Source organism: Acinetobacter sp. UBA6526 (assembly GCF_002434875.1).
Taxonomy (GTDB): Bacteria; Pseudomonadota; Gammaproteobacteria; order Pseudomonadales; family Moraxellaceae; genus Acinetobacter; species Acinetobacter venetianus.
Map to the genome: position 1 here is coordinate 1,615 of NZ_DJLC01000146.1, position 13,089 is coordinate 14,703.

Here is a 13,089-nt window from a genome sequence, read left to right on the forward strand (position 1 = left end):
GCTTTAGGTCAACGTGGTGTAAACATCATGGCTTTCTGTAAAGAATTCAATGCTGCTACACAAAAACTTGAAGTTGGTTTGCCAATTCCTGTCGTGATCACTGTGTACAACGATAAGTCGTTCACTTTCATCATGAAAACTCCACCTGCATCTATTCTTCTTAAGAAAGCTGCTGGTATTCAAAAGGGTTCTTCTGTACCTAACAAAACTAAAGTTGGTAAGTTGACTCGTGCTCAATTAGAAGAAATTGCGACTACTAAAGAACCAGACTTAACTGGTGCTGATTTAGACGCTCGTGTTCGTACCATCGCTGGTTCTGCACGTTCTATGGGCTTGGAAGTGGAGCTATAAGACATGGCAAAGTTAACTAAACGTCAAAAAGCCATCGCTGCTGCTGTAGAAGCAAACAAAGTTTATACTTTGGAAGAAGCAGTACAAGTTCTTAACAGCCTTCCAGCTGCGAAGTTCAAAGAATCTTTAGACATCTCTGTAAACCTTGGTGTAGATCCACGTAAATCTGACCAAGTTGTTCGTGGTGCGACTACTTTACCTGCTGGTACTGGTAAAACTGTACGTGTTGCAGTATTTGCTCAAGGTGCTGCTGCTGAAGCTGCAAAAGAAGCTGGTGCTGACATCGTTGGTTTTGATGACCTTGCTGAAAGCATTCAAGGTGGAAATCTTGATTTCGACGTAGTAATTGCTGCTCCTGATGCAATGCGCGTTGTTGGTAAGTTAGGTACGATTCTTGGTCCACGTGGCTTAATGCCAAACCCTAAAGTGGGTACAGTAACTCCTGACGTTGCTGGTGCGGTTAAGAATGCTAAATCTGGTCAAGCACGTTACCGTGTAGACAAAGCGGGTATCATCCACGCTGCGATTGGCCAATTAGGCTTCAGCGAAGATGCTGTTCGTCAAAACGTTGAAACTTTAATTGCAGATTTAAAACGTTTAAAACCTGCAACATCTAAAGGTGTATACGTTAAAAAGATCACTTTGAGCTCAACTATGGGTCCTGGTCTTGCAATTGACGTAAACAACGTTTCTAAGTAATTAGAAAGAATTTTAAAGCCTCAGATTCTTTTATAAGAATCTGAGCAAACTTTGAATTGATAAATGAATATTTATCAGCGTCAAAGACCTCAGGCGAGAGATATTTTCGAATATTTTTCTTAATAAACCAGTCTGAGTAGACGTGGTGGTGTGATTTGTTCCTCCTCCACGTGTAGGTCGAAAGGCTTACGAATTGGGAGTGTACTCATATTTGAGTGCATAAATCACCGTTAGGAGGTTTTACAATGGCTCTTCTTATCGAAGACAAAAAACAGATCGTTGCAGAAGTAAACGAAGTTGCTTCTAAAGCGTTCTCTGCCGTTGTTGCTGACTACCAAGGCTTAACTGTAGAGCAATTAACAACACTTCGTGTTGAAGCTCGTAAGTTAGGTGTTACTACACGTATCGTGCGTAACACTTTGGCTAAGCGTTCATTCGAAGGTACTCAATTCGATATCTTGAATGACGACCTTGTTGGTCCAACAATTCTCGGTTTCTCTACTTCTGAAGACGACATGGGTGCAGCTGCACGCTTGTTCGAAGAATTTGCGAAAACTAACAAAGCATTTTAACTTAAAGCTGCTGCATTTGATGGCAAACTTTATAAAGGTGCAGAAGTTAGCGTTATTGCAAACCTTCCGAACCAAGAGAAAGCGCTTACTATGCTTGCCTCTGTTCTTCAAGCTCCTATTTCGAAATTGGGTCGCCTTATTACAGCACTCAAAGAGAAAAACGAGTCAGAAGCGGCTTAATCCTATTTTCACACCATTCAATATCCATTTGGAGTTATTCTCATGGCTTTAACTAACGAAGAAATCTTAAACGCAGTTGCTGAAAAAACAGTTCTTGAACTTGTTGAATTAATTTCTGCTTTCGAAGAAAAATTTAACGTATCTGCTGCTGCTGTAGCTGTTGCTGCTGCTCCAGGTGCTGGCGCTGCTGCTGCTGAAGAACAAACTGAATTCAACGTTGAGTTGACTTCTTTCGGTGCTAACAAAGTTGCTGTAATTAAAGCAGTTCGTGAAGCTACTGGTCTTGGTCTTAAAGAAGCTAAAGATATGGTTGAAGGCGCTCCAGCTGTTCTTAAAGAAGGCGTTTCTAAAGAAGAAGGCGAAGAACTTAAGAAGAAGCTTGAAGAAGCTGGTGCTACAGTTACACTTAAGTAATTCTGTAGGGAGTCGGTTTTTTGATAATCGGCTCCAAAAAATGGCTGATGGCTCTTGGGTCATCAGCCTTTTTGCGTTACAATAATCGGCTCGTTTTTTGTTAGTTTTGCTTGTAATACGTGCGTAATTAGAATAAACGACTGAATATCAAACGCTTACCAATATTTTTTTGCTTATAAAAATATTGTTAAGCGTTTTAATACCACTAAAAATTGCAGCATTTGTAAACAGTGGTGGCCATATCGGCCTGCGTAATTCCTTCCAAACCCGTTCTGCAGGCGGGTTTGGTTTACTTTCCGAGGACTCCAGATGGCATACTCATATACCGAAAAGAAACGGATCCGTAAGAATTTTGGTAAATTGCCCCAAGTAATGGATGCACCGTACTTGCTTTCGATTCAAGTCGATTCGTATCGTACATTCTTGCAAGACGGTAAAACTCCAAAAAATCGCGAAGATATCGGTCTCCAAGCCGCATTTCGTTCAGTTTTTCCTATTGAAAGTTATTCTGGCAATGCTGCTTTAGAATTTGTTGAGTATAGTCTTGGTAAGCCTGAGTTTGACGTACGTGAATGTATTTTACGTGGTTCAACTTATGCAGCACCAATGCGCGTAAAAATTCGTTTGATCATCAAAGATCGTGAAACGAAATCAATTAAAGACGTTCGTGAACAAGAAGTTTACATGGGTGAAATGCCACTCATGACCGATAACGGTACATTCGTTATCAACGGTACAGAGCGTGTAATCGTATCTCAATTACACCGTTCACCAGGCGTATTCTTTGACCATGACAAAGGTAAAACTCACTCAAGCGGTAAAGTGTTGTATTCAGCACGTATTATTCCTTACCGTGGTTCATGGTTAGATTTTGAATTTGATGCTAAAGATTTAGTATTCGTACGTATTGACCGTCGTCGTAAATTGTTGGCGACTGTGATTTTACGTGCCTTAAATTATACAAATGAACAAATCTTGAATTTGTTCTACGAAAAAGTACCTGTATATCTAGATATGGGTAGCTATCAAATTGACCTCGTTCCAGATCGTTTACGTGGTGAAATGGCGCAATTTGATATCTTGGATAACGATGGTAAAACAATCGTTGAACAAGGCAAACGTATTAATGCACGTCATGTACGTCAAATGGAAGCTGCAAACTTGGCGAAGCTTTCTGTACCTGACGAATATTTATATGAGCGTATTACTGCTGAAGACATCACACTTAAAAGTGGTGATGTGATTCCTGCAAATACGGTGCTTAGCCATGAAATCATGGTGAAGATCGCTGAAGGTGGTGTTAAACAGTTTAATATCCTGTTTACAAATGACATCGACCGTGGTCCTTTCGTTGCGGATACATTACGCGCAGATACAACAACAGGTCGTGAAGAAGCACTCGTTGAAATCTATAAAGTAATGCGTCCAGGTGAACCACCGACGAAAGAAGCTGCTGAGAACTTATTCAATAACTTATTCTTCTCTTCTGAGCGTTATGACCTTTCTCCAGTAGGTCGTATGAAGTTCAACCGTCGTTTGGGTCGTCCTTACGAAGTGGGTACTGATCAGAAGTCACGAGAAGTTGAAGGTATTTTATCGCACGAAGATATCATTGATGTACTGCGTACATTGGTTGAAATTCGTAACGGTAAAGGTGAAGTCGACGATATTGACCACTTAGGTAACCGTCGTGTGCGTTCTGTTGGTGAAATGACAGAAAACCAATTCCGTGTTGGTTTAGTTCGTGTTGAACGTGCTGTTAAAGAGCGTTTAAGCCAGGCAGAAACAGATAACTTGTCTCCGCAAGATTTAATCAACGCTAAACCAGTTGCTGCTGCAATCAAAGAATTCTTTGGTTCAAGCCAATTATCTCAGTTCATGGACCAAAACAACCCATTATCTGAGATTACACACAAACGTCGTGTATCTGCGCTTGGTCCTGGTGGTTTGACTCGTGAACGCGCGGGCTTCGAAGTACGTGACGTACATCAAACTCATTATGGTCGTGTTTGTCCTATTGAAACGCCTGAAGGTCCAAACATTGGTTTGATCAACTCGCTTTCTGTATATGCTAAAGCAAACGACTTTGGCTTCTTGGAAACACCGTATCGTAAAGTTGTAGATGGTCGTGTAACAGATGATGTTGAATATTTATCTGCAATTGAAGAAGTGGGTACTGTCATTGCACAGGCCGATTCTGCAGTAGATAAAGATGGTAACTTGACTGAAGAAATGGTCTCTGTACGTCATCAAGGTGAATTCGTACGTATGTCGCCTGAGCGCGTAACACATATGGACGTTTCTGCACAGCAGGTTGTTTCTGTTGCAGCATCATTGATTCCATTCCTTGAACACGATGATGCGAACCGTGCATTAATGGGTTCAAACATGCAACGTCAGGCTGTTCCAACTTTACGTGCTGACAAGCCGCTTGTTGGTACGGGTATGGAAGCAAACGTAGCACGTGATTCTGGTGTGTGTGTAATCGCCGATCGTGGTGGTGCGATTGAATATGTTGATGCATCTCGTATCGTTATTCGTGTAAACGAAGATGAAATGATTGCAGGTGAGGCGGGTGTAGATATCTATAACCTCATCAAATACACACGTTCAAACCAAAATACATGTATTAACCAAAATGTTATCGTGAAATTAGGCGACAAAGTTGCTCGTGGTGACATCTTGGCTGACGGTCCATCGACTGACATGGGTGAACTTGCGCTTGGTCAAAACATGCGTGTCGCGTTCATGACATGGAATGGTTATAACTACGAGGACTCGATCTTATTATCTGAGCGTGTACTTCAAGAAGACCGTTTAACGTCGATTCACATTCAAGAATTGTCATGTGTAGCACGTGATACCAAGTTAGGTGCAGAGGAGATTACTGCTGATATTCCTAACGTAGGTGAAGCTGCACTGTCTAAATTGGATGAGTCAGGTATCGTTTATATCGGTGCTGAAGTGACTGCGGGTGATATCCTTGTAGGTAAGGTAACGCCTAAAGGTGAAACTCAATTAACACCTGAAGAAAAATTACTTCGCGCAATCTTTGGTGAAAAAGCTGCTGACGTAAAAGACTCTTCTTTACGTGTTCCGTCTGGTACTAAAGGTACAGTTATCGACGTTCAAGTCTTCACTCGTGATGGTTTGGAAAAAGACGAACGTGCACAGGCAATTGAAAAAGCTCAGCTTGATGCATACCGTAAAGACTTGAAAGAAGAATACAAGATCTTCGAAGAAGCAGCACGTGAACGTATTGTTCGTTTGTTGAAAGGTCAAGAATCTAACGGTGGTGGTTCGACTAAACGTGGCGATAAACTTTCTGAAGACTTATTGTCTGGTTTAGAGCTTGTTGATTTACTTGAAATCCAGCCAAATGATGAAGCAATTGCTGAGCGTTTAACTCAAATTCAAGTGTTCTTGAAAGAGAAGAGCTACGAGATTGATGAGAAGTTTGCTGAGAAGAAACGTAAACTTTCTACAGGTGATGAATTAACAACTGGCGTATTGAAAGTTGTTAAGGTTTACCTTGCTGTTAAACGTCGTATCCAGCCTGGTGATAAGATGGCGGGTCGTCACGGTAACAAAGGTGTTGTATCAAACATCTTGCCAGTTGAAGACATGCCGCATGATGCAAATGGTGTACCAGTTGATATCGTGTTAAACCCATTGGGTGTACCATCACGTATGAACGTGGGTCAGATTCTTGAGACTCACTTAGGTATGGCGGCGAAAGGTCTTGGTGATAAAATCGAGAAAATGTTGAAAGAACAGCGTACAGTTTTAGAACTACGTGATTTCTTAGACAAGATTTATAACAAGGTTGGTGGCGAGCAAGAAGAGCTGAATAGCTTAACTGACGCAGAAATTTTAGCACTTTCAGGTAACTTACGTGCTGGTGTTCCATTGGCAACACCTGTATTCGATGGTGCTGAAGAAAGTCAAATTAAAGATTTACTTGAATTGGCAGACATTTCGCGTACTGGTCAAACGGTATTGTTTGATGGACGCACAGGTGAGCAGTTTGATCGTCCTGTAACTGTAGGTTACATGTACATGCTCAAATTGAACCACTTGGTTGATGACAAAATGCATGCGCGTTCAACAGGTTCTTACTCACTTGTTACACAGCAGCCGCTTGGTGGTAAAGCACAATTCGGTGGTCAGCGTTTCGGTGAAATGGAAGTATGGGCACTTGAAGCATACGGTGCAGCATATACACTCCAAGAAATGCTTACTGTTAAGTCGGATGACGTCGAAGGTCGTACACGCATCTATAAGAACATTGTAGATGGTAACCATTATATGGATCCGGGTATGCCTGAATCGTTCAACGTATTGACCAAAGAGATCCGTTCTTTAGGTATCAACATTGAACTGAAAAATGGTGACTAATTAGCCATTAATCCCCCCCCCCAGCCCCCTTTATGAAAGGGGGAGTTCTCACTCGAAAGAGTCGGGGCTTCCCTCCTTGGAAAAAGGAGGGATTGAGGGAGGATTATTCAGTTAAAAAACAATATTTGTGACCCAGTCGGGTGAGCGTAGCTTCCCGACACACGGAGAAAAAAATTGAAAGACTTGCTCGATATCATGCGTAAGAAAACGGATTCAGAAGGTCATGCACCCGTTGAATTTGACCGTATCCGTATTGGTCTTGCGTCACCAGAGATGATTAAGTCATGGTCTCACGGTGAAGTTAAAAAGCCTGAAACCATTAACTACCGTACTTTTAAACCTGAACGTGACGGTTTGTTCTGTGCCAAAATCTTTGGTCCAGTAAAAGATTACGAATGCTTGTGTGGTAAATACAAGCGTATGAAATACAAAGGCGTCATTTGTGAAAAATGTGGCGTTGAAGTAACAACAGCAAAAGTTCGTCGTGAACGTATGGGTCACATCGAGCTTGCTTCTCCAGTTGCACACATCTGGTTCTTGAAATCATTACCGAGCCGTATCGGTTTACTTCTTGATATGACTTTACGTGATATCGAGCGCGTATTGTATTTCGAATCTTATGTTGTAACAGATCCTGGTATGACTCCGTTTGAAAAGTATCAACTTTTAACAGACGAAGAATACTACAATGCACTAGAAGAACACGGTGATGAATTCACTGCGAAAATGGGTGCAGAAGCAGTTCAGGATTTGTTAAAAGATATCGATCTTGAAGCAGAAATTTCACGTTTACGTGAAGAAATTCCACAAACAACGTCTGAAACGAAGCTTAAGAAAGCTTCTAAGCGTTTGAAGTTGATGGAAGCTTTCAAAGATTCGAACAATAAGCCTGAATGGATGGTGATGAACGTACTTCCAGTACTTCCACCAGACTTACGTCCGCTTGTACCACTTGAAGGTGGTCGATTCGCGACTTCAGACTTGAACGATTTATATCGCCGTGTGATTAACCGTAACAACCGTTTAAAGCGTCTTCTTGACCTTGCTGCACCAGACATCATCGTACGTAACGAAAAACGTATGTTACAAGAGTCTGTTGATGCATTACTTGATAACGGACGTCGTGGTCGTGCGATTACAGGTTCGAACAAACGTCCATTGAAATCTTTGGCAGATATGATCAAAGGTAAACAAGGTCGTTTCCGTCAAAACTTGCTCGGTAAGCGTGTTGACTATTCAGGTCGTTCGGTAATTACCGTTGGTCCTACTTTACGTCTTCACCAGTGTGGTCTTCCGAAGAAAATGGCACTTGAATTATTCAAGCCATTCATTTTCGCAAAACTACAAGCTTCTGGCCAAGCAACAACCATTAAAGCTGCGAAGAAAATGGTTGAGCGTGAAACACCTGAAGTTTGGGACGTTTTAGCACATGTTATTCGTCAACATCCAGTCATGTTGAACCGTGCGCCAACACTTCACCGTCTAGGTCTTCAAGCATTTGAACCTATCTTGATCGAAGGTAAGGCAATCCGTCTTCACCCACTTGTATGTGCTGCGTTCAACGCCGACTTCGATGGTGACCAAATGGCGGTACACGTTCCATTGACATTGGAGGCACAGTTAGAAGCTCGTGCGTTGATGATGTCAACGAATAACATCTTGTCGCCTGCAAACGGTGAGCCAATTATTGTTCCTTCACAAGACGTTGTCTTAGGTCTTTACTACATCACGCGTGATGCAGTAAATGCCAAAGGTGAAGGCATGGTGTTTGCGGATACTCACGAAGTTAACCGTGCGTTGGCGACTGGTAAAGTTGCAATCCATGCACGCGTAAAAGTACGTGTACACCAAACTGTTATTGATGAAAATGGTAACCGTGAAAAACAAACCATTATTGTTGATACAACACCTGGTCGTTGCTTGTTATGGGAAGTTGTGCCACAAGGTTTGAGCTTCGAATCGATCAACCTTGAGATGACTAAGAAAAACATTTCGAAGTTAATCAACTCTTGCTACCGTAAGCTTGGTTTGAAAGATACTGTTATCTTCGCTGACCAATTGATGTATTTGGGCTTCCGTCAAGCGACTCGCTCAGGTGTTTCTGTTGGTATGGAAGACATGCTTATTCCGCCAACTAAACATGCAATTATCGATAAAGCTGAAACAGAAGTTCGTGAAATCGAACAACAGTTTGAGCAAGGTTTCGTGACTGCGGGTGAGCGTTATAACAAAGTTGTCGATATTTGGGCACGTACAAACGACCAAGTAGCGAAAGCGATGATGGATAACTTGTCTTATACCCTTGTTAAAAACAAACAAGGTGAAGATGAGAAGCAGAAATCGTTCAACTCAATTTATATGATGTCTGACTCGGGTGCCCGTGGTAGTGCGGCGCAGATTCGTCAGCTTGCTGGTATGCGTGGTTTGATGGCGAAACCGGATGGCTCTATCATTGAGACACCGATTAAAGCAAACTTCCGTGAAGGTTTGACCGTACTTCAGTACTTCATCTCGACACACGGTGCGCGTAAAGGTTTGGCCGATACTGCATTGAAGACTGCGAACTCTGGTTACTTGACACGTCGTCTTGTAGACGTAGCACAAGATTTGGTTATTACTGAATCTGATTGTGGTACAGCTGGTGGCTTAGTCATGACGCCATTCATTCAAGGTGGTGACGTTATTGAACCATTACGCGATCGCGTATTAGGTCGTGTAACTGCTGAAGATGTACGTCGTGCATCTGATGATGAAGTGGTTCTTCCACGTGGTACCTTGATTGACGAGAAAATTGCTGCTCAGCTTGAAGAGGCGGGTGTCGATGAAGTTAAAGTGCGCTCTGTAATTGCGTGTGAATCTACCTTCGGTGTATGTGCGCGTTGTTATGGTCGTGACCTTGCACGTGGTCATTTGGTGAATCCAGGTGAATCAGTAGGTGTAATGGCTGCACAATCAATTGGTGAACCAGGTACACAGTTAACGATGCGTACCTTCCACGTTGGTGGTGCTGCGAGCCGAACTTCTGCTGCAAACAGTGTTCAAGTACGTAATAAAGGTACTGTACGTTTCCACAACGTGAAAACTGTACAACATGCCAAAGGTCACCAAGTATCTGTTTCACGTTCAGGTGAAATTGGTATTGCGGATGATTTAGGTCGTGAGCGCGAGCGTTATAAGCTTCCTTACGGTGCAAGCATCTTGTTGAAAGATGGTGAAGCTGTAGAAGCTGGCGGTATTGTAGCGACTTGGGATCCACATACACATCCACTTGTTACCGAAGTTGCTGGTAAAGCACGTTTCAGCCAGATTGCTGATGGTGTAACTGCAACATCTAAGACAGATGATGCAACTGGTATGACAACAGTTGAAATCTTGCCTGTAACAGCACGTCCTGCTTCTGGTAAAGATTTACGTCCAGCAATCGTGTTGGATACAACAGATGGTGGTGAACAGTTCTACTTCTTGCCACAGAACACAATCGTAACTGTCCGTGATGGCGAAACGATTGGCGTGGGTGACGTCATTGGTCGTGTACCACAAGAAACTTCACGTACTCGTGATATTACTGGTGGTCTTCCGCGTGTAGCTGACTTGTTCGAAGCACGTAAGCCGAAAGAGCATGCGATCCTTGCAGAAGTATCAGGTGTTGTAAGCTTCGGTAAAGAGACCAAAGGTAAGAACCGTTTAGTGATTACGCCAGATGATGGTTCTGAGATCTACGAAGAATTGATTCCAAAATGGCGTCAAATCAACGTGTTCGAAGGTGAGCATGTAAACCGTGGTGAGACAATCTCTGATGGTCCACAAAACCCACATGACATCTTACGTTTGAAAGGCGAAGTAGCATTAACTAACTACATCGTGAACGAAGTTCAAGACGTTTACCGTCTCCAAGGTGTAAAAATCAACGATAAGCACATTGAAGTTGTTGTACGTCAAATGTTGCGTAAAGTTGATATCACTGATGGCGGAGATACAAGCTTCATTAAAGGTGAGCAAGTGGATTACATCCGTGTTGTTCAAGAGAACCAAGCTGTCTTGGCTCAGAACAAGTTCCCTGCGAAGTTTGAACGTCAATTGATGGGTATCACGAAAGCATCGCTTTCTACTGACTCGTTTATTTCTGCTGCATCGTTCCAGGAAACAACTCGTGTGTTAACTGAAGCGGCTGTAACAGGTAAAGAAGATGATTTACGTGGCTTGAAAGAAAACGTTGTTGTGGGTCGCTTGATCCCAGCGGGTACAGGCCTTGCATATCACTTAGAGCGTCGTCGTCAAGAAGCAGAAGCTGCTGAATTTGAACTTCACAATGACTTTAGTGAAGTAGACCAAGCATTTAGTCAAGCATTGAACTCAGACCAGTTCTAAGTTCTCGCTGATAAAAAAGGCACCTTTGGGTGCCTTTTTTATTGAAAGCTTAAAATGAATACGTCTTTTACAAAACACTAAACGATTCAGTAAATGTAATAACAGAATGTGATCAAACTCCACATAAAAGAAGATTATGATTTTAATAGAACGTATAGGAGTGAATAGGCTCATGAAAAAAACAATTGGTTTAGTTTCAACTTTGATGTTGTCGGCGGTGATGTTTACAGGTTGCCAAAATATGAGTGCATCTGATCAACGAATTGGTGCAGCGGCTTTAGGTGGTGCTGTAGGCGGTGGTGTAGGTAACCATGTAGGTGATGGTATTGGTGCGGGTGTGGGTGCAGCAGCAGGTGCGGGAGTTGGTTCAAACACACAAGGTGGTAGCCGTAATACTACGACAAGCAGCGCAATTGGTGCAGGTATCGGTTCCGTTGTCGGTAAGGCGCTTTTAGGTGGTGATTCTGGGGCTGCGATCGGTGGTGCGATTGGTGGTGGTGCTGGTGCAGCAATCCAAGAGAAGAAATAATCTTTTCACTTTATAAAATACCCCATTCATAATGTGGGTATTTTATTATGAGCTGGCTCTAGGTTTTTTACGGCGGATATAAAGTATTTTCTCAACCTCAGCAATCCGAGTTCCAGACTCATCCACAATATTCAAGGTATAAGTGCGAAATACAGGTTCATGATTCTCTGCGAGTTGCTTAATTTCATTAATCTCGGCAGCACTCAGTTGAATATCTGCATAGACTGTATTTCGGCCTGGAGAAAGGAAGTTAATCGAGGCACTCTTGTCCCAGACAATATATTTATGACCCAAATGATGCATTAAAATCAGCATATAAAAGGGATCAACCATGGAGTAAAGGCTTCCTCCAAAATGAGTTCCAACAATATTACGATTCTTTCTTGTGAGCGGCATTTGGACGCGAATGTGGTAATCATCTAAATCAATTGTTTCAATCGAAATACCTGCTCCGCGATAAGGCGAGTAGTGATTGAGGATAAATTTTGAAACAATAGGAATGGTTCGAATTTTTCTGAAAAAGTCTTTCATGGTCAATTTTTTTTCTTGCAACTCTATTCATACTCCATAAGTATCATTTTTATTGCACCGCTGGCAATGGCTGTTTTATGAACAGCCGATAGAAAACAAAATGGGAAAAATTATGCAAGCACAAGTCAAAACAGTCACAACGTCAGATCAGCAAACACTGTGTGTAAAAACATGGGGAGATGAGAAAAAAACGCCTTTAGTTTTAGTGCATGGCTATCCAGATAATCAGGAAGTTTGGGAACCAATCATTGAAAAACTAGTCAATGATTATTACGTGGTGACTTATGACGTGCGTGGAGCTGGCTTATCTTCAATTCCTAAGCGTATTAAAGACTATCGTTTGCCACGCTTATCTTTAGACTTACAGGAAGTGGTTGATCAAGTGCTTCCGAATCGTAATTTCCATATGGCAGCCCATGATTGGGGTTCTTTGCAGTCATGGGAATCTGCAACTGAGCCTAAGTTAAAAGGTCGTCTATTGTCTTATACAACGATTTCAGGACCGTGTTTAGATCATGCATCATTGTATTTGCGTGAAAAATTTAAATCAGCTCCAAGCAATGTGCTGAAAATGCTGACCAAATCATGGTATATCGGTGCTTTCCATTTACCTTTGGTTGCTCCAACTGTATGGACATTTTTTAGTCCAGAAAAATGGGGCAAGATTTTAAGTGGTTTAGAGAAGAAACAAAACTTACCTTTAAATGCAAATATTGTTGCCGATGGTAAATATGGAATTAACTTATATCGAGCGAACTTTATTCCATCGCTGACTCAACCACGTCAGCGTTATGCGCAGTGTCCGGTTCAGGCGATTGTATTACGTCGTGATGCCTTTGTAAGCCCAGAATACATCACTGAATCCATGCCAAAATGGGTTGAAAAATTTGAATATGTTGAGCTAGATGCAAATCACTGGGCAGTACTCAGTCAGCCTGAAAAAATTGCCGATTATATTCGCCAATTTATCGTGAAAAATGCATAAATAAAAATCAACTGACAGCAATCGCAGAATTTAAACTCTGTTAGAATGACGCCCTCGTTTCA

Annotated in this window: 8 protein-coding genes and 1 pseudogene; 8 read left to right on the top strand and 1 reads right to left on the bottom strand. The window is 42.1% G+C overall.

The window, feature by feature from the left end; all coding sequences use genetic code 11:
- The 7 genes and pseudogenes from rplK to B4237_RS09730 form a co-directional block, all read left to right on the top strand.
- A partial coding sequence (gene rplK / locus B4237_RS09700) for a 50S ribosomal protein L11 (protein WP_286942903.1) occupies positions 1-351 on the top strand: 351 nt, incomplete at its 5' end.
- A 3-nt stretch (positions 352-354) separates the two neighbouring features.
- Positions 355-1,050, top strand: a complete 696-nt coding sequence (gene rplA, locus B4237_RS09705) for a 50S ribosomal protein L1 (RefSeq protein WP_004876415.1) — start codon at positions 355-357, stop codon at positions 1,048-1,050.
- 245 nt (positions 1,051-1,295) lie between these two features.
- Positions 1,296-1,802 (top strand): annotated as a pseudogene (rplJ, locus tag B4237_RS09710) (50S ribosomal protein L10).
- Positions 1,803-1,844: 42 nt separating this feature from the next.
- The gene (gene rplL, locus B4237_RS09715) at positions 1,845-2,216 is read left to right on the top strand and encodes a 50S ribosomal protein L7/L12 (RefSeq protein ID WP_004774018.1); all 372 of its coding nucleotides are present in this window, start codon (positions 1,845-1,847) and stop codon (positions 2,214-2,216) included.
- A 309-nt stretch (positions 2,217-2,525) separates the two neighbouring features.
- Positions 2,526-6,614, top strand: coding sequence for a DNA-directed RNA polymerase subunit beta (rpoB, locus tag B4237_RS09720; protein WP_278595987.1), 4,089 nt, complete (start codon positions 2,526-2,528; stop codon positions 6,612-6,614).
- A gap of 174 nt (positions 6,615-6,788) precedes the next feature.
- Complete coding sequence (rpoC, locus tag B4237_RS09725) at positions 6,789-10,982, top strand: DNA-directed RNA polymerase subunit beta' (RefSeq protein WP_007480162.1); 4,194 nt, start codon at positions 6,789-6,791, stop codon at positions 10,980-10,982.
- Between the two features lie 172 nt (positions 10,983-11,154).
- Complete coding sequence (locus B4237_RS09730; protein WP_286942910.1) at positions 11,155-11,511, top strand: DNA transfer protein p32; 357 nt, start codon at positions 11,155-11,157, stop codon at positions 11,509-11,511.
- A gap of 45 nt (positions 11,512-11,556) precedes the next feature.
- Here B4237_RS09730 and B4237_RS09735 read toward each other — a convergent pair whose 3' ends face one another.
- Complete coding sequence (locus B4237_RS09735) at positions 11,557-12,063, bottom strand: DUF4442 domain-containing protein (protein WP_026094240.1); 507 nt, start codon at positions 12,061-12,063, stop codon at positions 11,557-11,559.
- A 91-nt stretch (positions 12,064-12,154) separates the two neighbouring features.
- Between B4237_RS09735 and B4237_RS09740 the strand changes: the two genes are divergently transcribed.
- Positions 12,155-13,027 (top strand): alpha/beta fold hydrolase, encoded by an 873-nt coding sequence (locus B4237_RS09740; protein ID WP_019385840.1) that lies wholly within the window; start codon positions 12,155-12,157, stop codon positions 13,025-13,027.
- The last annotated feature ends 62 nt before the right edge of the window (positions 13,028-13,089 follow it).